A 20,574-nucleotide genomic window follows, 5' to 3' on the forward strand; every position below is an offset into this window, starting at 1 on the left:
GGCGACAGTTATCATACACATTCGTTCAATAAATATCGCTCCAGAAGCCGTAGCGCGTCGGCAGCGCTCCGAAGAGCAATGAAAGCGTCGCCGTGACGTCGACGGCGGCCGGCGAACGGGAGGACGATTTGGGATCCACGGGCATCGGCCGAGCGCAGGCCAGGCATCACCTCCTTATGGTGCTCCTCGGCGCTTCGGCCCTGATGGTTGACCCTCGCGCGGCGCTGTCCGCGCCCGCCAGCGACGATCTGGCCGCTGGCTTCGTCGCGCCGCCCAACAGCGCCAAGCCCCGTGTCTGGTGGCACTGGATGAGCGGCAATGTCTCGGCCGACGGCGCCCGCCTCGACCTGGAATGGATGCGGCGGATCGGTATCGGCGGCGTCCACGCCTTCTCCGGCGGCAAGCTTCCCGAGCCGATCGTCGTCGACAAACCCATCCCGTTCATGTCGCCCGAATGGCGCGCCATCTTTCGACAGGCGGTGATCCAGGCCCACGCGGCCGACATGGAAGTCGGCATCGCCGGTTCCCCCGGCTGGAGCGAGACCGGCGGCCCGTGGGTGCCGCCGGCCGACGCGATGAAGAAATACGTCTGGAGCGAAACCATCGTCAACGGCGGCGGGACCGCGCCGCTGGCCTTGCCCGCCCCGCCGCGCACGAGCGGCGCCTTCCAGGGCGCGAAGACCGGCAAGTCCGCGGTCGAGGCCTATGGCGAAGCGGCGGTGTTCGCCTATCCGACCCCGCCGCTCGAGACCCGCCTCTCCGGGGTGCGATGGACCACGCAGGGGGGCCCCGCCACGCTGGCCGAGACAGTCCCGGGCGCGCCGACCGAGGGCTTCTCGCTCAAGCTGGCGCCGGCCCCGGGAGAGACCGAAGCCTGGCTGGAAGCGCGACTTCCCGCCGCCATGACGCTGGGTGCGATATCGCTCAGCGTCCAGTTCGGCGCCAGGGTCGTGATCGAGGCCGAGACCGCGCCGGGGGTCTTCAAGACCGTGGGCGAAGATGTCGTCGAAGCCACCAGCGGCCCGCTGGCGCACGGCGCGCCGCAACAGACGATCGCCTTCTCGCCGGTGAACACCCAGGGCCTGCGCCTGCGCTTCGCCGCGCCGCCGGAGGACTTCCAGCCGCCTGTCGCCAAGGTGATGGGACGCCCCAAGCAGGTCAGCTACGCGATCTCGCGCCTGGCCTTGCAGACCGGCGCGCGGATCGACGGGTTCGAGGCCAAGGCCGGCTTTTCGCCGAGCGTGCACGAGGGCGGGCCGACGACGACAGCTCCGGCCGGAGCGATGATCGACCCCGCCAAGGTCATCGACCTGGCAGGAAGGCTCCGCCCCGACGGCACGCTGGACTGGACCCCGCCCAAGGGTCGCTGGACGATCGTCCGGCTGGGCTGGTCGCTGACCGGCGCGGTCAACGCGCCCGCTGAACCGAGCGCAACGGGCCTGGAGGTCGACAAGCTCGACGCCGCCGCCGTCGGCCGCTACCTCGCCCACTATCTGGACCTTTACCAGCAGGCCAGCGGCGGCGCGCTGGGGCCCAGGGGCGTCCAGACCCTGCTCACCGACAGCTGGGAAGCGGGTGTGCAGAACTGGACACCGGCCATGCTGGCGGAGTTCCGCGCCCGGCGGGGCTATGATCCCACGCCGTGGCTGCCAGTCCTGACAGGTCGGATGGTCCAGAGCGCCGACGCGTCCGAACGTTTCCTGTTCGACTTCCGCCAGACCCTGAAGGACCTGGTGGTCGACAACCACTACGCGGTGCTCGCCCAAGCGCTGAAGAGCCGTGGCATGGGCTATTACACCGAGGTCCAGGGCGACTATCCTCGCGCCATCGTCGACGGCATGACGGCCAAGGCCCGCGCCGACATTCCCACCGCCGAATTCTGGTACCGCCCCTGGTCCACCGCCCCAGGCCAGCCGCCGCTCAAGGCCGACCTCGAGGAGGCCGCGTCCGCCGCCCATGTCTACGGCAAGCCGCTGGTCGCCGCCGAGGCGCTGACCGTGGCGGCCATGCAGGACCCGTGGTCGTTCTCGCCGGCCATGCTGAAGCCGGTCGCCGACGAGATCTTCGCGCGCGGCGTCAACCGCATCCTGATGCACGAGTCGCACATGCAGCCGCTGGTCGACGCCAAGCCGGGGCTGGGCCTGTTCATCTTCGGTCAGTACTTCAATCGCAACGAGACCTGGGCCGAACAGGCCGGGCCCTGGGTCAGCTATCTGAGCCGCACCTCGTACATGCTGCAGCAGGGCCGGTTCGTCGCAGACGTCGCGTACTTCTATGGCGAGGAGCACAATCTCACCGAGCTGTTCAAGGACCGCGTCAATACCGACGTGCCCAAGGGCTACGCCTACGACTACATCAATCCCGAGGCGCTGCTGACCCTGCTGTCGGTCAAGGACGGGCGGCTGGTGACCCCCAGCGGCATGAGCTACCGTGTCCTCTTCCTGCCCGACACCGTCCAGCGGCTCAGCGTGTCCGCCCTGCGCAGAATCCGCGCCTTGGTCGCCGATGGCGCGGTTCTGGTCGCCAAGCGCCCGGTCGGCGGGCTGGGCATGGCCAGCCCCGACAGCGAGATCGCCAAGCTCGCCGACGAGATCTGGGGCGACGGCGCGCCGGGTCGAAGCCTTGGCCGGGGCCGCGTCTATGCCGACCTGACATCGGCCCTGGCGGCCGAGAAGGTCACGCCGGACGTTGCGTTCGCCGACAAGGCGGCCGCGGCAGACCTCCTGACCCTGCATCGCCGCACCGGCGACGCGGACATCTATTTCGTCTCCAACCAGAGCGCCGAGCCACGCACCATCGACGCGGTCTTCCGGGTTGATGGCCGAGCCCCCGAACTGTGGCGCGCCGAGACCGGTCAACGGGAGGCGCTGGGCTATGAACAGACGGACACCGGAGTCCGTGCCCGGCTGGACCTGGCCGGGCACGACGCCGTCTTCGTGGTGTTCGACAAGCTCGCCAGCCATAAGGCCTGGACCGCCCCCTCGCGCCAGGGCAGCACGCTCGCGACCCTGGAAGGGACCTGGCGCGTCAGCTTCGAAGCCAAGCGGGGCGCGCCCGACAGCGCGGTGTTCGACAAGTTGATCTCGTGGCCGGAAGCGACGGACCTCGGGATCAAGTATTTCTCGGGCGTCGCGACCTATCGAAAGGACGTCCAGATTGAGCGCGATTGGCTGAAGGCAGGCCAACGGATCCTTCTGGATCTTGGCGACGTCAAGGAGCTGGCGTCCGTCTCGATCAATGGGAAGTCGATCGCCACGGCTTGGCGCGCGCCCTACCAGGTCGACATCACGGGCGCCCTGAAGCCCGGAAAGAACGCCCTGGCGATCGAGGTGGTGAACCTTTGGCCAAACAGGCTGATCGGCGACAAGCAGCCCGGGGCCAAACCCGTCGCTTTTGCGCCGGTCTCGCCCTATCGCGCAGACTCGCCGCTGCTGCCGTCCGGGCTGCTTGGGCCCGTTCGGCTCACAGGCCTCATAGCCGCCGCACCCCGGCCATAGAGATTCGTGGTCAGCGGCGGCGACCGTGCTTTCCAGGCATGATCTGGTGACGAGGGTGCATCCCGTCGTTTCGCAGCGCACGACCGCGAGCTCCCGCGAACGTGTCCAGCCGGGAAGCGGACCTTCGCAACTTCGGCGATGAATCAGACTCCGCCGTGCGCATGAGGAGGAAAGGGAGAAAGATCCTGAGCGGCATTTTTACAGCAAAGGATTTCACCAATGCATTGCACTCCTCCGTCCTTCTGGCCGGCGCCTCAACTTGACTACCGCCTGCCGTCGGATTTGGTCGGCGCCATCGACAAGACGCTGGCCACTCGGCCCCCATCGAATCTCCAAGCTGGAGCGCCACAACATTCTGCAGCGGCGCCTTCACGCGCTCGGCGCCGATCTAGGGTTTACGTCCCGGATCGAGGTCTCGACCGGCCACCGCCGGTTCGAAGCTACCGCCTGGCCTTCCACCGCCCCCACGCCGCCTGCGCCACGCCCACGGCGAAGGCCGCCAGCTGGGCGTCGCTCCACAGGTAGTAGGCGGAGAAGAAGCCCCACTGCATCAGGGTCCCGTCGATCATGAAGGCCACGTGGGTCAGCACCACCAGCAGCTGGAAGGCGGTCATGAACAGGATCCAGACACGGCGCTCGAACGTGCACAGGGCGATCAGGATCAGCAGGTAGATGATATCGACCGTGAAGATGCCCCACTGCACCGCGGCGCGGTCGGGGGACTGGACGGCGGCCGAGAGGAACCAGGCGGCGACCGTGACCACGGCCAGGCCGCGCTCCAGCCGCCGGCCGACCAGCAGGGCCAGGGCGCAGATCGCCAGCATGACCATGGCCGCGACCTGGGTCGGCAGGATCGAGAAGAAGTTGGAGAAGTGAAACATGTCGCCCCTGCGCCTGGAGCGACATGTGTCTCACGAATCGAGGCCCGGCCAAGAACCTCGCGACCGGCTAGAGCATCGTGCGGAAAAGTGGATACCGGTTTTCCGCGAAAACGATGCGAAAACAAAAACCCAGAGCAAGGCGTGCGATTCCCATGGCGCGCGCCTTGCTCTAGGCGCTCTTGACCTCGTGCAGGTGGCCGGTGCGCGGAACGTCGCCCTCGGCCTTGTCGCCGCCGCCCACCAGGGTGACGCGACGCAGTCCGACCTGGTCCTTGGCTTCCGCCAGCGCCTCGTGGGCGGCGATCAGCGAGCGGCGGGCGCTGGCCATCCCCGAGGCGGCTTCCAGCACGCGGTCGACGGCCTGCTGGCCGACGCGGGCGGCCAGCCCCGCCTCCAGCCGCGCGCGCGGCATGGCGGCGATCAGGTCGCCCATCAGGGCCAGGGTGTTGTCCACGGCCTCCTCGGTGGTGAACAGGTGGTTGGCCAGACGCTCGGCGACGATACGGCGTTTCATGTGACGATGCTCCCCCAGCGCCCCGACGGCGCCTTGCTGATGACGGGCGCCCGGCGCCCGTCGCGGGGTTCAGCCCCGAGGGTCAGCCGTGACGCAGGACTTGGAAGAAATGGGCGACTTGCCGGGTCCCCAGGAGGCCGCCGATCAGCAGGCTGCAGGCGGCGGCGATGGCGAGGACGAGCAGCACGCGGACGGCGGGGCTCAGGACATGGTCGTACCCTCCGCCCAATCCTCGTGCCACTTCGCGTGGAAGGCCTCGTCCAGCAGGGTTGCCGTGACGATCAGGATCTCGCGCAGCACCATCTCCGGCGGCTTGGGTCCCGCCTCCTTGCGCACCGCCGAGACCAGGTCGCGAACCATCGGCGACAGGGTGTCCGGCGCTAGGTCCAGCAACTGGCGTTCCAGCTCCGTCCAGGCGAAGCCCGGCATCGGCGGCCGGTTCGCCAGCGGCGGCCAGTCGCGGTCGAAATTGGCCGCCGCCTCGCGGATCTGCAGCGCCTTGCGCACCAGCAGGCCCAGGCGGGTCTCCGCCAGGCTGGTCACCTCGTTGTCGTTCACCACGCTCATCTTCACGGTCTTGGTCCGTCCCTCGGAATGTCGAGACGGCATCGGACGACGATGGCGGAACCAGCGACAGTCCCATTGAGTCGCTGTGGGATTCAGTCCCATAGCCGGGAGGATCGCCCTCCGGGGCCGCGCGGGCGGTGGAAGGCGCGACAGGGTCGTGGGCGGCCAGCACCCGGGCCGCGGCGCGCCGCCCGCTGACGCCCAGCTTGCGGCAGGCGCTCTCGACCAGGGCGTCGGCGCGCGACTTGGACACGCCCATCAGCGGGCCGATTTCCTTGGAGAGCCTGTGCTCGGCGACCCAGCGCAGGGCCTCCCGCTCGCGCTGGGTGAGCAGTTCGATCTTGGGCGCCGAAGGGATCGAAGGCCTGTCCATCATGCTCGAAAACGATCGTCGCCCGCGCCCGACGCGCCGCGTACGGTGCAAGAATGCATTGCGGCTGGCCAAGGCCAAGCCGATAGTTCCGAGATCGCCATTTCAGCGGGGGGACGCCCTTGAATACGCCCACTGGTCCAGATCCCATCGACGTCGCGGTGGGCACCCGCATCCGGGTCCAGCGCCGCCACATGAAGATCAGCCAGGATGAGTTGGCCCAGGTTCTGGGCCTGACCTTCCAGCAGGTCCAGAAATACGAGCGCGGGACCAACCGGGTCTCGGCCTCGATGCTGGTGCGCATCGCCGCCAAGCTGCAGACCACGGTCGGCAGCCTGGTGGGCGAGGACGTGGTCGCCGAGCAGGACGTGGCCATGCTGACGGCGCTCTCCACGCCCGGCGCCATCGACCTGCTGCGCGCCTACGGCCAGGCCACGCCCAAGGGGCGCAAGGCGATCCTGAATGTCGCCAAGACCCTGGTCGAGCCGGACGACACGGCGGACGTGGCCTGACTTTTCGGAGGAAAGGGGCCGCCAGAGTCTGTACCCGATGGCGCCGTCGAACGAGGCTATCATTCAAAGCATAATTTCGGTGTCATCCCGGAAGCCTCGCAGAGGCTGTCCGGGACCCAGGGGCCGGCGCATTGCGGTGGTCCTGGGTCCCGGGTCTGCGGCCGCTACGCGGTCCTTCGCCCGGGATGACAACACCAGAGGCGAGTTTGATTGAGTCCGGAGGTTAGGCTCCCGCCTCCAGCCGCTCGATCCCGGTCACGCCGACCTCCTCCAGCGCCGTCACCAGCGCCTCCACCGCCGCGTCGACCTCGGCCGGATCGCGGCCGCGGATCACCAGGCTGGCGCCGTAGACGTCGGGCGGGGCGAAGAACGGATAGCTGCCGATCGACAGGTCGGGATGGGCCTTGGCCACCGCTTCCAGCGGCGCGGCGATCGTACCCTCGCCCGTGCCGGTGACGCGGACCGTCCGGCTGATCACCACCGCCCCGGTGCGCAGGCGAGGCCCGACATCGCCCAGCATGCCGCGCATGATCGCCGGCACGCCCGCCAGCACGAAGACATTGCCGATCTGGAAGCCGGGCGGCCCCTGGACCGGGTTCTTCACCAGCGTGCCGCCCTCGGGCACGTGGGCCATGCGCCGGCGGGCGGCGTTGGGCTCGCCCCAGCGCTCGCGCAGCATGGCCATGATCTCGGGATGCTCGGGGGCCGTAACGCCGAACGCCTTGGCCACCGAATCGGCGGTGATGTCGTCGTGGGTGGGGCCGATGCCGCCGGTGGTGACCACGTAGTCGTAGCGGACCCGCAGGGCGTTGACCGCATCGACGATCTCCTGCTCGACGTCGGGCACGACCCGCGCCTCGCAGAGATCGACGCCGTAGGTCGCCAGGTACTTGGCGATGGCGTTGAGGTTCACGTCCTGGGTGCGGCCCGACAGGATCTCGTCGCCGATGATCAGGACGGCGGCGGTGACACGATCGACCATGCGGGAGGCTCCTGACGTTCACCTCGACTTAAGCCGCCCAGGCGCCGCCCGCAACCGACAGCGCCGCCTACTGTTCATCCTCGGGGCGAAGCGGCTTCCGGAACCAGTCAAACGCCAACAGGACCGCCTCGGCGTCCTGATCGAACTCCGGACGATAATAGTGCATGTGCCCGCCCAACGGTGGAAGCTCGCCCTCCTGAAAACCCAGGCTTCGCAGCGTCGCCATGAAAGCCTCGAGCGGTCCGTAGGCGTGGAGCAGATTGTGCCGATCCCAGACGAGGAGGGCGTCGGCCTCCGATGAGATGACCCACAGATCGAAGCGACCGTCCCCGGCTAAGAACGCGGCGTGGCGGGCGAGAAAGTCACGCAGCGCCGCTTGGTCGATCTGCTCGCTTTCATATCGCCCCGCCTCGCCCTCCCCGCGCGGCGTGTGCAGGATGTAGAGGACGACCAACGGCTCGGCGAGATGCGTGGCCAAAGCCCCGAACACGGCGGGATCGCCGCCCGGCACGCCGATCACCAGCCGGCTTCGTCCCGACTCTCCGGGCGCCACGACCTGGCGAATAAATCGCGGGGGGTGGGAGTGCTCCACCACTTCCCCATCGACTTCATGTCCAAGCTTGTACATCACGCCCCCAAAGACTCGCGACAGGGCTATCGCGCGGCATGATCCGCGCATAGCTCAAAGCGTCAGGCCGGAACCCTACAGATGCTCCTCCCGCAACCGATGGCGCGCGGCGTCATCGTCCAGCGCTACAAGCGCTTCTTCGTCGACATGGTGCTGGACGACGGGCGCGAGATCACCGCGCACTGCCCGAACCCCGGCGCCATGCTGGGCGTGAAAGACCCAGGCCAGGGGGCGTGGGTGTCGTTCTCCGACGATCCTAAGCGCAAACTGCCATGGACCCTGCAACTGGTGGAGGCGAACGGCGGCCTGGTCGGGGTCAACACCATGCTGCCCAACAGGCTGGTCGCCGAGGCCCTGGCGGCCGGCACGATTCCGGAACTGGCGGGCTACGCGACCGTGCGGCCGGAAGTGAAGTACGCCGAGGCCAGCCGGGTGGATTTCCTGCTGACCAGTCCGGACCGTCCATCCTGCTGGCTGGAGGTCAAGAACTGCCACCTGTCGCGCAACCCGCCCCTGGCCGAGTTCCCCGACTGCGTGGCGGCGCGTTCGACGCGGCACCTGGGGGATCTGGCGGCGACGGTCGCCCAAGGGGATCGGGCCGTGGCGCTGTTCGTGGTTCAGCGCGAGGATTGCGACGCCTTCAGCGCCTGCACCGACCTCGACCCGGCCTTCGCCAAGGCGCTGGAAAAGGTCGCCGACGTCGGCGTCGAAGTATTGATCTACAAATGCAAAATGGGCGCAGATGCAATTCGCATCACCACCCGTATTCCGTGGCTGCGCGCGACGTAACCGATTGGGGGCAATGTGGACGCGAACGAGTTCGAACTACCAGATGCCGTCAAGGACCTACTAACCGCGCGAAACAAGCTCCGGGAGCGCTACCTGGCTCTCGGTTTGACATTCACTTTGGACGGCAATCTCGTCGGCGATATTGGCGAAGCGGTCGCTGCGGAACTGTTCGGTATCAAGCTGACTCGACGATGCGGCGTCGGCGTTGATGGACACGCGCTGGATGGGCGCACGGTTCAGGTCAAAGCTAGTGGTTCCAACCTCGGCCCCGCCTTCCGCTTCATCGAGACCCGCGCCGATCATCTGCTGTTCTTCAGCTTCGATTTCGAAACTTGCAAAGGAACAGTGACCTTCAACGGACCCGAGAAAATCGCTATCGCGATGCTCCCCGAAACCTGGACCAACCAACGCTCTGTGACGCTGGGGGGCATCCGCCGAGCTAACGCAGCTGTCAGTGACGCAGACCGATTGCCTCTGCTGCGCGATGGCGATCTAACCTGTCATGCCCCCGATAAGGCCTGAGGGAGCAAGCCCTTGTCCGCACCCGATGACTATGACGACGATGATGACGACGACTGGCCCATGCAGTGGGCCGATCCTGCGATCCGGCAGGACTACGAAGCTGCTCTTGGGCGACTCATCCTGGCACACAACGATGTGGATGTGCATTTGACGGAGTTGATTGCCTGCTGCTTGAGGCGGCTAGGCAATCCGCCCGCTCTGGAGCGTCTTGCTCATGGCATGTTCGCCAAGCGGCTGGAGAACCTCGAAATCCTCCAGGCTCTTCCGGTTCAACTGAACCTCAGTGGAATGAACATTGCGAACCTGCGGCGGCTCAACAACCTCCGCAACGTCGTCGCGCATGGGCATTTTGAGCAAGATCCGTTTGGAGGTGAATATACGCTGCTGTCCAACCGAGAGCGCAGGAGCGATTTCCCCACCGAGCGCCTGAACAAGATCACCGAAGAACTGAACGCAGAGGCGCGATCCCTACATGCTAACACCGCGTTCTACGACGTCTTGGTAGATTTAAGCTCGCCCGATCTAGCCTCGGACAGCGAGGGGACTGCTGAGACCATGACCTAACCGGGGCCTGGCCGCATTCCTTGAAGCTTCGCCGCCTGCGAGGACCCGGACCCGATCGACGCCAAGGGTCTGCACGAAGCCGCGGCAGCCGACATTGAACTTCTGTGCTATCGTTGCGACATAAGCCCCGACGAAATCCTTATTTCCCGGCGCATCCCCCATCTCCCTCCAAGGGGGCGGGACGCGCCGATAGTTTGAGACCACCGCCATGACCCTCGAAGACGTGACCGAGATCGAAGCCGAGACCCGCACCGGCGCGATCAAGATCCACAAGCCCGCGGACTTCGAGGGCATGCGCCGCGCCGGCAAGCTGGCGGCCGAGTGCCTGGACATGCTGATCCCGCACGTCGTGCCCGGCGTGTCGTCCGACCACCTGGACACCCTGGCCCGCGAGTTCATCCTCGACCACGGCGCCCTGCCCGCCTGCCTGTTCTATCGCGGCTATCCCAAGACGGTCTGCATCTCGCGCAACCACGTGGTCTGCCACGGCATCCCCGGCGAGTGGGCGCTGCGCGAAGGCGACATCGTCAATATCGACGTCACCGTGATCGTCGACGGCTGGCACGGCGACACCTCGCGGATGTACGGCGTCGGCGAGGTGGGCCCGCGCGCCCGCCGCCTGGTCGAGATCACCTACGAGGGCATGAAGCGCGGCCTGGACGCGGTGAAGCCAGGCGCGACCCTGGGCGACATCGGCTACGCCATCCAGTCCTATGTCGAGGCCCAGCGCTGCAGCGTGGTGCGTGACTTCTGCGGCCACGGCCTGGGCAAGGTGTTCCACGACGCGCCCAACATCCTGCACTTCGGCCGTCCCGGCCAGGGCGCGGTGCTGAAGCCGGGCATGTTCTTCACCGTCGAGCCGATGGTGAACCTGGGCAAGCCGGCGGTGAAGGTGCTGGGCGACGGCTGGACGGCCGTGACCCGCGACAAGTCGCTGTCGGCCCAGTGCGAGCACTCGATCGGCGTGACCGAGGACGGCTACGAGGTGTTCACCGCCTCGCCGGCCGGCCTGTTCCAGCCGGCCATCCAGGGCGGCTGAGACTAGACAACCCTCAATTGATCTGGCCTAATTCGCTCTCGCAAGGCGGGGGTGGGATGGTCAGCGGCAGATCCCTGAAGGCGACCCCGACGGGCGTGGCCGACGCCGCCCCGGTCGACGCGCTCGCAAAGAGTGTTCCCGCCAAGACTCCGGCCGCCCACCAGCTGGGCCATCGCGAGCGCCTGCGCGAACGGGCCAAGGCCGGCGGCCTGGCCGCCCTGCCCGACTACGAGTTGCTGGAGCTGTACCTGTTCCGCACCTTCGCGCGCGGCGACGTCAAGCCGATGGCCAAGGCGCTGCTGGCCCGGTTCGGCTCGTTCGGGGCGACGATCTCGGCCTCGATCGAGGAGCTGAAGACCGTGCCGGGGGTCGGCGAGACCGCCGCGATCGATCTGAAGCTGCTGCACGAGGCCGCCCTGCGGGCCGTCCGCGACAAGATCGCCAAGCGGACCGTGATCTCGTCCTGGACGGCGCTGCTGGGCTATGTCCGCGTCGCCCTGGCCAACGAACCGCGCGAGCAGTTCCGCGTCCTGTTCCTCGACAACAAGAACCAGCTGATCGCCGACGAGGTGATGAACCACGGCACGGTCGACCACGCCCCGGTCTATCCGCGCGAGGTGATGCGCCGGGCGCTGGAGCTGTCGAGCAGCAACATCATCCTGCTGCACAACCATCCGAGCGGCGACCCCACGCCCTCGCGGCCCGACATCGAGATGACCAAGCAGATCGTCGAGGCCGGCAAGGCGCTGAAGATCGGGGTCCACGACCACCTGGTGGTCGGCCGCGACGGCGTGGCCAGCTTCAAGGCGCTGGGGCTGTTCTGAAGCCGCGGCGCCCTTCCCGATTCCGGCATGCAGCCTATAGTCGCGTTACAGCCGGGGGGCTTCTTGGAGGATTGCGATGGATCGACGTCTTCTCCTGGCCTCCGCCCTGGGCCTTCTGATCCCCGGGATCGGCCTGGCTCAGTCGCACGAACAGCACGGCAGGCCCGGCGGCGGCCATCCGGGCGGCGGTCGTCCCGGCTCGGGGCCGCCGCCGAGACCCTTGCCCGGTCCGCCGCCCAGGCCCACGCCCAAGCCGCCGCCCAGGCCGCGCCCGCCGGGCGGCCATCGCCCGCCGCCGCTGGGCCCGCACCGCCCCGGCGCGGGCCGCCCGCCCGGCTTCCGGCCGATCCGAGGCCCCCGCTGGCGCTACCCGCGCGGCTATCGCTATCGCCGCTGGACCATCGGCCTGGTGCTGCCGCCGCTGTTCCTGGCGCCGGCCTACTATTACGAGGACTACTGGCGCATGGGGCTGGACGGCCCGCCCTGGGGCTATCGCTGGGTGCGCTACGGACCCGACCTGCTGCTGGTCGACACCCGCACCGGCCGGATCGAGGACGTCATCTACGGGGCGTTCTACTGAGCGACGGTTGGGGACAGGCCCATGGGCCTGTCCCCAGCTCATCTTGACCCCGCCCTTCCGATCCCCGAGCGTGGCCGCCGCATACCTCGCGCCGGAGCCCAGATGACTCGCCTGCTGACCGCCCTGCTCGGCTCCGCCGCCCTGCTCGCCACCGCCGCCCACGCCGCCGAGGCGCCGGTCTCCAAGGCCGACCGCGCCCTGCACGAGCGGGTCCTGACCCTGGACACCCACCTCGACACGCCCGAGCACTTCGCGCGCCAGGGCTGGAGCATGGTCGAGCGGCACGAGGTCAAGGCCGACGGCACCCAGGTCGACCTGCCGCGCATGGACGCCGGCGGCCTGGATGGCGGGTTCTTCGTGATCTACACGACCCAGGGCGACCTGACCGCCGAGGGCTATCGCCAGGCCCGCGACTTCGCCCTGGAGCGCGCGACCGAGATCCGCGAGATGGTCGCGGCCCACGCCGACAAGTTCGAGCTGGCCTACACCGCCGACGACGCCGAGCGGATCAACAAGGCCGGCAAGAAGTTCGTCTTCCAGAGCATGGAAAACAGCTGGCCGATGGGTGAGGACCTCACCCTGATGCGGACCTTCCACGCCACCGGCGTGCGCATGGCCGGGCCCGTGCACTTCAGGAACAACCAGTTCGCCGACAGCTCGACCGACAAGCCGATCTGGCATGGCTTCTCGCCGCTGGGCCTGCGCTGGCTGGCCGAGGCCAACCGGCTGGGCATGCTGATCGACGTCAGCCACGCCTCCGACGACGTGGTGGACCAGGCCGTGCAACTGTCGAAGGTCCCGATCATCGCCTCCCACTCCGGGGCCAAGGCGATCTACGACCATCCGCGAAACCTGGACGACGGCCGGCTGAAGAAGATCGCCGACGCCGGCGGGGTGATCTGCATCAACTCGGTCTATCTGAAGAACACCGCCGCCAGCCCCGAGCGCGTGGCCGCCCTGAAGGCCCTGGGGACCGCGCCCGACAGCGAGACCGCGACCGAGGCCGAAATGGTGGCCTATCTGAAGAAGCGCGCCGAGGTCGACGCCAAGTTCCCGCCGGTCCGCGCCAGCTTCGAGGACTTCATGGCCAGCCTGACCCACACCCTCAAGGTGGTCGGGCCCGAGCACGTGGGCATCGGCGCCGACTGGGACGGCGGCGGCGGGGTGATCGGCTTCGAGGACGTCGCCGACCTGCCCAAGGTCACCGCCCGGCTGAAGGCGGCCGGCTACAGCGACGCCGACGTGGCGGCGATCTGGGGCGGCAACGTGCTGCGCATCGTCCGCCAGGCCCAGGACTACGCGACGAAGGAAGCCGCCAAGGCCAAGCCTATCGGATAACGCGGTTATCGTTTAAGTTGCCCGGGCGTCGGTCCGGGAGGGTTCCGAATGGTTCGTGTCGCGTATTGGGCCGGCGTCGCCGCCCTGCTCTTCTTCGCCGCGCCCGCGACGACCTGGGCCGCCAGTTTCGACTGCGCCAAGGCCGGCACGCCCACCGAGAAGGCCATCTGCAAGGACGCCGCGGTCTCCAAGCTGGACGACCAGGTGGCCGCGGCGTTCAAGACCGCCCAGGGCCTGTGGCCGGCGGGGAACTGGCCGGTCTTCATCCGCAACGAACAGCGGTGGTGGCTCAAGGACCGCAACAGCATCTGCAAGGCCGACGTCGCCTGCCTGAAGCAGGACTACGAGCGCCGCCTGACCTTCCTGACCCATCCCAGCCTGAAGTGGATGGGCCGCTATGTCGCCGGGAGCTGCCCGAAGGACGGGGTGTATCTGGACGTGACCCCCGGCTACCCGGACGCCGGCATCGGCGTCGAGCTCTACATCTGCCCCGACTCCAGCGGGAACATGCTGCTTCAGGCCGAGGGCGACGTCGATGCGTCGGGCAAGCTGAGCTTCGACCACGCCGGCTGCCCCCGCGTTCTGACCTTCACCCAGGACACCGCGACCCTGTCCTCGCCGAAGGGCGAGCGCTGCGCCCTGGGGACGGCCTCTCGCGTCTTCCGGCGCGATCCGGTCAAGTCGCCCTATCTCACGGAGTAGGCCATGACCCGCCTTGTCGCCGCGCTCGCGGCCCTGCTGCTGATCGTCCTCGCGCCGTCCCTGGCCAGCGCCGCCAGCTTCGACTGCGCCAAGGCCCGCACCAAGGTCGAGAAGCTGATCTGCAAGGACCCGCAGCTGTCACGCCAGGACGAGGACCTGGCCAAGGCCTATGGCGAGGCGCTGAAGCTCTGGGACGGCAAGATCGCCGCCTATGTCAGGCTGAACCAGCGCGGCTGGGTGGGCGCGCGCGCCTTGGAGAAACCGGGGATGAGCGGCGGCGGGATCCTCTGCGAAGACGACGAGACCGCCCTGCCCTGCCTGCGGACCATCCATGCGGACCGCATCGCGGTGCTGAGAAACCCGGCCTTCCGGCTCAGCGGGATCTATGTGCGCGGCCAGGACTTCCTGCGCATCAAGGCCATGCCGACCGGCCTGGAGTTCGCCTACCAGCTGGCCGACGTGAACGCCTCCCAGGGCTTCACCGACGACACCCGGCCGGTGAAGGTGGCGACGGGCCAGACCGTCGTGGCCTTCCCGCTCACCGGGACGGGCCCCGACGCCTGCCGGCTGGACGCGTCCTTCAGCGCCGACCAGGTGACGCTGACCCAGAAGGGCCCGTGCGGCGGCGCGAAGCTGGGCGGCTGGTGGAAGCGCGACCCGGCGCGGGACCCGGAAGCGGAGATGTTCTAGCCTTCAAATCCGCTCATCCCGGCGAATGCCGGGACCCAGATGGAATGGCGGTGTGGCGCGCGCCAGGAGCTCTGAGTCTATCCAGTCAGATTCCCCGCCTTGGGATCTGGGTCCCGGCATTCGCCGGGATGAGCGGATAAAAGCTAAGCGCGACGCCGCTGCCACGCGTCCCACAGCCGCCAGCCCAGCAGCACCGCCAGGATCGCCGCATAGACCAGCGGCGGCCGGTGGTCGGCCTTGACCAGCAGGTAGTAGTGAACCACGCCCAGCGGGACGATCAGGTAGACCAGCCCGTGCAGCCTCTGCCAGCTCGCCCGGCCCAGCCGGACGACCCAGCCGTTGGTCGAGGTCACGGCCAGCGGGACCAGCAGCACGAAGCCGGCCATGCCCAGGGTGATGAAGGGCCGCTTGAGGATGTCCTTCCACAGCTGCCTCCAGTCGAAGAACAGGTCGACGCCGATGTAGGTCAGCAGGTGCAGGCAGACATAGCTGAAGGCGAACAGGCCGACCGTGCGGCGGAAGCGGACCAGGCGCGGCGCCTTCAGGATCCGCGCGGCCGGAGTGATCGCCAGGCCGACCAGCAGCAGGCGCAGGCCCCAGACGCCGATCTGGCGGATCACGGCCTCGATCGGATTGGCCCCCAGGTCGCCGCTGAACGCCCGCCAGGCCAGCCAGGCCAGCGGCGCGAAACAGGCCAGCCAGACGGCGGCGTAGACCAGGTTGTCTCGGGCTTTGGAGGGGCGCTTTTTCGCGCCACGCGCGCCCCCTCCGGCCCTCCGGGCCACCTCCCCCAGAGGGGGAGGAGCTGATCGGCGCGGCGTTTCAGGATGCTCCCCCTCTGGGGGAGCTGTCGCGGAGCGACTGAGGGGGCTCTCCATCAGAAGTCCCGCTTCAGGTCCATGCCGCGATAGAGGTCGGCGACATACTGGCCATAGCCGTTGAACGGCAGGGTCTCGCGGCGGCGGAACTCGCCGATGCGGCGCTCGGTGGCCTGCGACCAGCGCGGATGGTCCACGGCCGGATTGACGTTGGAATAGAAGCCGTATTCACGCGGGGCCAGCAGGTTCCAGGCGGTGGCGGGCTGCTTCTCGACCAGGCTGATCCGCACGATCGACTTGGCGCCCTTGAAGCCGTACTTCCAGGGCACGACCAGCCGCAGCGGCGCGCCGTTCTGGTTGGGCAGGACGTCGCCGTACAGGCCCACGGCCAGGATCGTCAGCGGGTGGACCGCCTCGTCGATCCGCAGGCCCTCGCGATAGGGCCAGGCCAGGGTGTCCCAGCGCTGTCCCGGCATTTCGGACGGCCGCATCAGGGTCTCGAAGGCGACGAACCTGGCCTTCGAGGTCGGCTTGACCTGGGCCAGAAGGTCCTTGAGCGGGAAGCCCACCCAGGGGATCACCATCGACCAGCCCTCGACGCAGCGCATGCGGTAGATGCGCTCCTCCAGCTTCTGTCCCTTGATCAGGTCGTCGATCGCGAAGCTGGCCGGCTTTTCGCATTCACCATCGACACGGACCGTCCACGGGCGGGTCTTGAGCGATCCGGCGTTCTCGGACGGATCCTCCTTGTTGACCCCGAATTCGTAGAAGTTGTTGTAGCTGGTGATGTCCTTCTTCGGCGTCGGCGTCTCGGTCGTCGAGAAGCCCGGCTTGTAGGCCAGGCCCCGCGCGCCCGCCGTCCCGGCCGCCGCCAGCAGACCCAGCCCCGCCGCCCCGCCGATGAACGCGCGCCGCCGCAAGTACAGGCTCGGGTCGGTGACGTCGTTGTCGGTCAGGTCGGGGGCGTGGCGGATCAGCATGGCGGGCTCCGGGGAAGCTACCCTGGAAGATACGTATTGGAAGCGCCAATGGTTACAGCGGCGAGAGGCGCTTTACCGCGCCACGCGTGATCGCCCGAAAGACGAGGTTGCCTCATTTACACTTTTAACTAGTATTTTCTCCAATTTCGCGCATAGATCGCACTCGAGCGCCGCCGGCTGTCGGCGACGTCGTCTTCCGTCGACCCATGCCGGCGGACGGAAGTCGAGACACAGGGAGAGCGTCATGGGTTTCTATGGTCCTGAGCCATTCGACACGGCCGAGGCGACCTACGTCTGGACCGGCCTGCGCGAGCCGGGCTTCTTCAGCGTCAGCGTCAAGGGCGCCGCGCCGAACTTCACCAGCGGCATCCAGCTGGTCCGCGATCCCCACTTCGTCGGCGGCCTGGCGGTCAACGTGATGGGCTGGACCGGCCCGTTGGCCAAGGGCACGACGCCCTACGCGGTGCACGCCGCGTTCGGCGGCCTCTATCTGCCCAAGATCCTGATCGTCGGGCAGAACAAGCGCCTGCTGATCGACGTGAAGGAGATCCCCTTCACCACCGACGAGGCCTATGTGAAGCACCTGACGGCCGCCCGGAAGCTGGAAACGGCGTAGAGCGCGGACTCAATTGGATCGTTGATTTTCAGTTGTCATCCCGGCCGAAGGTCCGCCTGGCGGACCGTAGAGCCGGGACCCAGGACCACCGCATTGCGCCGGCCCCTGGGTCCCGGACAAGCGCTACGCCCGCCCGCCGTCAGGCGGGCCGCTTGCGCGACCCGAGGCCGGGATGACAACAAATTAGAGCCCTGATTTCGCTTGGGTGTCACCGACACGCAATTGAGTCCGGACCCTAGGCCTTCACCACCGCCTCGAACGCCTGTCGCGCCTCGACCTTGGCCTTGGACAGCTTGGTCTTCAGCGACCGGAACTCGCGCACGCCGCCGGCCCGGGCCAGCAGCGCCCGGAAGGCCTTGGGCTCGGTGTCCGGGTCGTGCCCGTCCTCCAGCGCCACCTTCAGCAGCTGCGACAGGTCCTGCTCCAGCCGCCACGCGGACTCCAACGCCGCCAGGGCCGCCGCATCGCCCAGCCCCGCCCGCCCCAGCGCCACGAGGGCTTCGCCGGTGTTCTGCGCCAGCGGGCCGTCGCCGGCCGCGTGGACCAGTTGCAGGAACTGGGCGGCGAACTCGATGTCGACCAGGCCGCCGGGGGTCAGCTTGAGATCCCAGTCGCCCTTGCCGGGCCGCTCGTCCTCCATCAGCTGGCGCATCTCCAGCACGTCGACGGCGGTCTGCTCCGGGTCGCGCGGCCGGCGCAGGGCGACGGCGATCGCCGCCTCGGCCCGGGCCTGGAACGCGGGCGACGAGGCCCAGATCACCCGCGCCCGGGTCAAAGCCTGCAACTCCCAGGTCTCGGCCTCGCGCTCGTAATAGTCCTCGAAGGCGGCGAAGCTGACCGCCACCGGCCCCTTGGTCCCCGAGGGCCGCAGCTTCAGGTCCACCTCGTACAGCGTGCCCTCGCCGGTCGGGGCCGACAGGGCCGAGGTCAGGCGCTGGGTGAAGCGGGCGTAGAAGCTGTCGGCCGCCCAGCCCTTGATCGCCGACAGGCCGGCGGGATCGTCCGCCGCGTAGAGGGTCATCAGGTCCAGGTCCGACCTGGCGGTCATCTCGCGCGAGCCGGCCTTGCCCAGGGCGACCACCGCCACCTGGCCCGGGAAGGCGCCGCCCAGCCGCTCGACCTCGGCCAGGGCGGCCGGGGCCAGGCCGCCGACGATCAGGTCGGCCAGGTCCGCGAAGGCCGCGCCGGCGTCGCGCGCGCCGGCCGTGCCGCTGATCACCCGCACGCCGATCCGAAAGCTCTGGTCGCGGAACAGCCGCCGCGCGGCGTCCATCGCGCCCTCGAAATCGGCCGGGTCCCAGGCAGCCTGGCGGGGCATCTCCATCGGCCCGAAGAAGGCCGGGTCCAGCAGGGCGTCCAGGGCCGTGGGCCGTCGGGCCAGGGTGCTGGCCAGGCGCGGGGCGAAGGCCATGACCTCGACGATCAGCTCGAACAGCCTCGGCTGGGCCAGGAACAGCGACTGGATCTGCACGCCGCTGCTGAGCCCCGCGAAGAAGTCGCTGAACCGGTTGAAGGCGTCGTCCGGCGCGCCCGTGGCGTTGGCGGCGTCCAGCAGGCGCGGGGCCAGGCGGGTGAACAGCTCGCGCCCCCGCTCGGTGCGGGTGGCGGCGATGTGGCCGTGGTGCCAGCCGCGGATCGTGGCGGCCACCCGCTCGGGATGGGAAAAGCCCATGCGCCTGAGCGTGGCCAGGGTCTCCGGATCGTCCTCGACGCCGGTGAACACCAGGCTGCCGAACCGCGACGACAGCGCCTCCTCGCCCTTGAACAGCGCGCCGTAGCGGCGGTTCACGCCCTTGAGGATCTGGCCGACCATGGCGTCGAAGCCGCGTAGGGCGCCGTGCCCCCACAGGGCCGCCACCTTCCTGCGGTCGGCGTCGGACTCCGGGAGCTTGTGGGTCTGGTCGTCGGCGATCATCTGGGCCCGGTGCTCCAGGGCGCGCAGGTCGCGATAGGCCTTGATCAGGTAGTCGCGGTCCTCGGGCGTGACATGGCCGGCGTCCGACAGGGCGGCCAGGGCGTCGAGGGTCCGGGGGCTGCGCAGGTCCGGATGGCGGCCGCCCAGGATCAGCTGCTGGGTCTGGACGAAGAACTCGATCTCGCGGATGCCGCCGCGCCCCAGCTTCAGGTCGGCCCCCTTGGCGGTCAGGCGGTCGTCCACCTTGTAGGCGTGGATCTGGCGCTTGATCGAATGGATGTCGGCGATGGCCGCGAAGTCGAGATTGCGCCGCCAGATGAACGGCTGCAGCTCGGCCAGGAACGCCGCGCCGCGCGCCCGGTCGCCGGCCGCGATCCGCGCCTTGATGTGCGCCGCCCGCTCCCAGTTCTGGCCGACGCTCTCGTAGTAGTCGAGGGCCGCATCGATCGGCATGGCCGGCGGGGTCGAGGACGGGTCGGGACGCAGGCGCAGGTCGATGCGGAACACGTAGCCGTCGGCCGTGCGCTCGGCCAGCAGCCGGCCCAGGTGGTTGGCGATGCGCACCGCCACGCCCTGCGGCTCGACGCCCTCGACGACGGGCAGGGCCTCGGGCGCGTAGAAGATCGAGAAGTCGATGTCGCTTGAATAGTTGAGCTCGAAGGCCCCGTGCTTGCCCATGGCGACGCAGAACAGCCCCGGGGCCGGGCCGTCCGGTCCCTCGCCGACATGGGTCAGGGCCCCGCGCGCCACCTCCAGCCGCACCGCCTGGGCCAGGGCCGCGTGCAGGGTCGCGTCGGCGAAGCGGGTCAGGGCGCCGGTCACCGCGTCCAGGTCCCAGACCCCGCCCAGGTCGCACAGGGCGGTCAGCAGGTGCAGGTCGGCCTTCAGCTCGCGCAGGGCCTTGCGGGCGGTCTCGAAGTCAGGCTCGGCGCCCACGGCCTGGGCGGCGGCCAGGATCCGGGCGAGGCGCGCGTCGGGATCGGCGTCCAGGATCGACGGCAGTCTCTGGCCGTCGCGCCGCGCCAGGCCGGTCAGGTAGGGGGAGGCGGCGAACATCGGCGCCAGGGCTGGCCAGGCGGCCTCGACCAGCGGCGCGGCCTCGCCGACCCGCCGGACGATCGTCTCGTGCGCCCGCTCGGCGGCCTTGGGATCGACCACGGGGCCGCAGGGGGTGAGGCGTTCGAGCAGGCGAGTCATGGGCGCCACTGTGGCCCGGGCGGGCGACGAGGTCATCCCCGCCCCCGCC

General features: G+C 68.8%; 20 protein-coding genes and 1 pseudogene. 12 read left to right on the forward strand and 9 right to left on the reverse strand.

From position 1 onward, the window contains the following. Positions 1–203: 203 nt before the first annotated feature. Positions 204–3,497 carry a glycosyl hydrolase gene (locus tag AC07NX_RS11845; protein WP_494641977.1) on the forward strand — a complete coding sequence of 1,098 codons (3,294 nt, stop codon included), beginning with the start codon at positions 204–206 and terminating at the stop codon, positions 3,495–3,497. Between the two features lie 440 nt (positions 3,498–3,937). Here the strand turns inward: AC07NX_RS11845 and AC07NX_RS11850 are convergent, their stop codons facing one another. The 4 genes and pseudogenes from AC07NX_RS11850 to AC07NX_RS11865 all read right to left on the reverse strand — a co-directional run. Beyond that, on the reverse strand, positions 3,938–4,378 hold the full coding sequence (locus tag AC07NX_RS11850; RefSeq protein ID WP_494641978.1) for a hypothetical protein: 441 nt from the start codon (positions 4,376–4,378) through the stop codon (positions 3,938–3,940). 169 nt (positions 4,379–4,547) lie between these two features. Continuing rightward, on the reverse strand, positions 4,548–4,892 hold the full coding sequence (locus tag AC07NX_RS11855) for a hypothetical protein (protein WP_494641979.1): 345 nt from the start codon (positions 4,890–4,892) through the stop codon (positions 4,548–4,550). 201 nt (positions 4,893–5,093) lie between these two features. Beyond that, positions 5,094–5,459, reverse strand: a complete 366-nt coding sequence (locus AC07NX_RS11860; protein ID WP_494641980.1) for a hypothetical protein — start codon at positions 5,457–5,459, stop codon at positions 5,094–5,096. Positions 5,460–5,640: 181 nt separating this feature from the next. After that, a pseudogene (locus AC07NX_RS11865) lies at positions 5,641–5,835 on the reverse strand (LuxR C-terminal-related transcriptional regulator); the annotation flags it as partial. A 116-nt stretch (positions 5,836–5,951) separates the two neighbouring features. Between AC07NX_RS11865 and AC07NX_RS11870 the strand changes: the two are divergent. Further along, the gene (locus AC07NX_RS11870) at positions 5,952–6,341 is read left to right on the forward strand and encodes a helix-turn-helix domain-containing protein (protein ID WP_035077642.1); all 390 of its coding nucleotides are present in this window, start codon (positions 5,952–5,954) and stop codon (positions 6,339–6,341) included. Between the two features lie 223 nt (positions 6,342–6,564). On the opposite strand, the gene AC07NX_RS11875 is transcribed toward AC07NX_RS11870, so the two are convergent. Both AC07NX_RS11875 and AC07NX_RS11880 read right to left on the reverse strand, forming a co-directional pair. After that, the gene (locus AC07NX_RS11875; protein ID WP_494641981.1) at positions 6,565–7,323 is read right to left on the reverse strand and encodes a competence/damage-inducible protein A; all 759 of its coding nucleotides are present in this window, start codon (positions 7,321–7,323) and stop codon (positions 6,565–6,567) included. Between the two features lie 67 nt (positions 7,324–7,390). After that, positions 7,391–7,951: a hypothetical protein gene (locus AC07NX_RS11880; RefSeq protein WP_494641982.1), complete on the reverse strand. Its 561-nt coding sequence runs from the start codon at positions 7,949–7,951 to the stop codon at positions 7,391–7,393. Between the two features lie 81 nt (positions 7,952–8,032). Between AC07NX_RS11880 and sfsA the strand changes: the two genes are divergently transcribed. The 9 genes from sfsA (at position 8,033) to AC07NX_RS11925 (ending at position 14,999) form a co-directional block, all read left to right on the forward strand. Beyond that, positions 8,033–8,740 carry a DNA/RNA nuclease SfsA gene (gene sfsA / locus AC07NX_RS11885; RefSeq protein WP_494641983.1) on the forward strand — a complete coding sequence of 236 codons (708 nt, stop codon included), beginning with the start codon at positions 8,033–8,035 and terminating at the stop codon, positions 8,738–8,740. Between the two features lie 15 nt (positions 8,741–8,755). Continuing rightward, positions 8,756–9,262 carry a DUF6998 domain-containing protein gene (locus AC07NX_RS11890; RefSeq protein ID WP_494641984.1) on the forward strand — a complete coding sequence of 169 codons (507 nt, stop codon included), beginning with the start codon at positions 8,756–8,758 and terminating at the stop codon, positions 9,260–9,262. A gap of 12 nt (positions 9,263–9,274) precedes the next feature. Then, the gene (locus AC07NX_RS11895) at positions 9,275–9,826 is read left to right on the forward strand and encodes a hypothetical protein (protein WP_494641985.1); all 552 of its coding nucleotides are present in this window, start codon (positions 9,275–9,277) and stop codon (positions 9,824–9,826) included. A 208-nt stretch (positions 9,827–10,034) separates the two neighbouring features. After that, positions 10,035–10,865: a type I methionyl aminopeptidase gene (gene map / locus AC07NX_RS11900; RefSeq protein WP_494641986.1), complete on the forward strand. Its 831-nt coding sequence runs from the start codon at positions 10,035–10,037 to the stop codon at positions 10,863–10,865. Positions 10,866–10,921: 56 nt separating this feature from the next. Beyond that, the gene (gene radC / locus AC07NX_RS11905; protein WP_494641988.1) at positions 10,922–11,689 is read left to right on the forward strand and encodes a RadC family protein; all 768 of its coding nucleotides are present in this window, start codon (positions 10,922–10,924) and stop codon (positions 11,687–11,689) included. Between the two features lie 76 nt (positions 11,690–11,765). Beyond that, on the forward strand, positions 11,766–12,269 hold the full coding sequence (locus AC07NX_RS11910) for an RcnB family protein (RefSeq protein ID WP_494641989.1): 504 nt from the start codon (positions 11,766–11,768) through the stop codon (positions 12,267–12,269). A gap of 102 nt (positions 12,270–12,371) precedes the next feature. Continuing rightward, positions 12,372–13,607, forward strand: coding sequence for a dipeptidase (locus AC07NX_RS11915; RefSeq protein ID WP_494641990.1), 1,236 nt, complete (start codon positions 12,372–12,374; stop codon positions 13,605–13,607). A 48-nt stretch (positions 13,608–13,655) separates the two neighbouring features. Then, positions 13,656–14,309, forward strand: coding sequence for a lysozyme inhibitor LprI family protein (locus tag AC07NX_RS11920; RefSeq protein WP_494641991.1), 654 nt, complete (start codon positions 13,656–13,658; stop codon positions 14,307–14,309). 3 nt (positions 14,310–14,312) lie between these two features. Continuing rightward, positions 14,313–14,999: a lysozyme inhibitor LprI family protein gene (locus tag AC07NX_RS11925; protein ID WP_494641992.1), complete on the forward strand. Its 687-nt coding sequence runs from the start codon at positions 14,313–14,315 to the stop codon at positions 14,997–14,999. Between the two features lie 143 nt (positions 15,000–15,142). Here AC07NX_RS11925 and msrQ read toward each other — a convergent pair whose 3' ends face one another. Together msrQ and msrP are read right to left on the reverse strand one after the other, a co-directional pair. Then, complete coding sequence (msrQ, locus tag AC07NX_RS11930; RefSeq protein ID WP_494642074.1) at positions 15,143–15,880, reverse strand: protein-methionine-sulfoxide reductase heme-binding subunit MsrQ; 738 nt, start codon at positions 15,878–15,880, stop codon at positions 15,143–15,145. After that, complete coding sequence (msrP, locus tag AC07NX_RS11935) at positions 15,877–16,797, reverse strand: protein-methionine-sulfoxide reductase catalytic subunit MsrP (RefSeq protein ID WP_494641993.1); 921 nt, start codon at positions 16,795–16,797, stop codon at positions 15,877–15,879. Before msrP ends, msrQ begins: the two co-directional genes overlap by 4 nt. Before the next feature lie 244 nt (positions 16,798–17,041). Here msrP and AC07NX_RS11940 point away from each other — a divergent pair, with 244 nt between their 5' ends. Then, a complete protein-coding gene (locus AC07NX_RS11940; RefSeq protein WP_494641994.1) occupies positions 17,042–17,413 on the forward strand; it encodes a hypothetical protein in 372 nt (123 codons plus the stop codon). A 235-nt stretch (positions 17,414–17,648) separates the two neighbouring features. Here the strand turns inward: AC07NX_RS11940 and AC07NX_RS11945 are convergent, their stop codons facing one another. Further along, complete coding sequence (locus tag AC07NX_RS11945; RefSeq protein WP_494641996.1) at positions 17,649–20,525, reverse strand: bifunctional [glutamine synthetase] adenylyltransferase/[glutamine synthetase]-adenylyl-L-tyrosine phosphorylase; 2,877 nt, start codon at positions 20,523–20,525, stop codon at positions 17,649–17,651. Positions 20,526–20,574: the final 49 nt, after the last annotated feature.

It is taken from the genome of Caulobacter sp. GW821-FHT09A05, from assembly GCF_059418465.1.

What these genes read in the sequence shown, in the direction of transcription:
- AC07NX_RS11845 (WP_494641977.1), top strand. Translation starts at nt 204, where the DNA reads ATGGTTGACCCTCGCGCGGCGCTGTCCGCGCCCGCCAGCGACGATCTG.
- AC07NX_RS11850 (WP_494641978.1), bottom strand. Translation starts at nt 4,378, where the DNA reads ATGTTTCACTTCTCCAACTTCTTCTCGATCCTGCCGACCCAGGTCGCG.
- AC07NX_RS11855 (WP_494641979.1), bottom strand. Translation starts at nt 4,892, where the DNA reads ATGAAACGCCGTATCGTCGCCGAGCGTCTGGCCAACCACCTGTTCACC.
- AC07NX_RS11860 (WP_494641980.1), bottom strand. Translation starts at nt 5,459, where the DNA reads ATGAGCGTGGTGAACGACAACGAGGTGACCAGCCTGGCGGAGACCCGC.
- AC07NX_RS11875 (WP_494641981.1), bottom strand. Translation starts at nt 7,323, where the DNA reads ATGGTCGATCGTGTCACCGCCGCCGTCCTGATCATCGGCGACGAGATC.
- AC07NX_RS11880 (WP_494641982.1), bottom strand. Translation starts at nt 7,951, where the DNA reads ATGTACAAGCTTGGACATGAAGTCGATGGGGAAGTGGTGGAGCACTCC.
- sfsA (WP_494641983.1), top strand. Translation starts at nt 8,033, where the DNA reads ATGCTCCTCCCGCAACCGATGGCGCGCGGCGTCATCGTCCAGCGCTAC.
- map (WP_494641986.1), top strand. Translation starts at nt 10,035, where the DNA reads ATGACCCTCGAAGACGTGACCGAGATCGAAGCCGAGACCCGCACCGGC.
- radC (WP_494641988.1), top strand. Translation starts at nt 10,922, where the DNA reads ATGGTCAGCGGCAGATCCCTGAAGGCGACCCCGACGGGCGTGGCCGAC.
- AC07NX_RS11910 (WP_494641989.1), top strand. Translation starts at nt 11,766, where the DNA reads ATGGATCGACGTCTTCTCCTGGCCTCCGCCCTGGGCCTTCTGATCCCC.
- AC07NX_RS11915 (WP_494641990.1), top strand. Translation starts at nt 12,372, where the DNA reads ATGACTCGCCTGCTGACCGCCCTGCTCGGCTCCGCCGCCCTGCTCGCC.
- AC07NX_RS11920 (WP_494641991.1), top strand. Translation starts at nt 13,656, where the DNA reads ATGGTTCGTGTCGCGTATTGGGCCGGCGTCGCCGCCCTGCTCTTCTTC.
- AC07NX_RS11925 (WP_494641992.1), top strand. Translation starts at nt 14,313, where the DNA reads ATGACCCGCCTTGTCGCCGCGCTCGCGGCCCTGCTGCTGATCGTCCTC.
- msrP (WP_494641993.1), bottom strand. Translation starts at nt 16,797, where the DNA reads ATGCTGATCCGCCACGCCCCCGACCTGACCGACAACGACGTCACCGAC.
- AC07NX_RS11940 (WP_494641994.1), top strand. Translation starts at nt 17,042, where the DNA reads ATGGGTTTCTATGGTCCTGAGCCATTCGACACGGCCGAGGCGACCTAC.
- AC07NX_RS11945 (WP_494641996.1), bottom strand. Translation starts at nt 20,525, where the DNA reads ATGACTCGCCTGCTCGAACGCCTCACCCCCTGCGGCCCCGTGGTCGAT.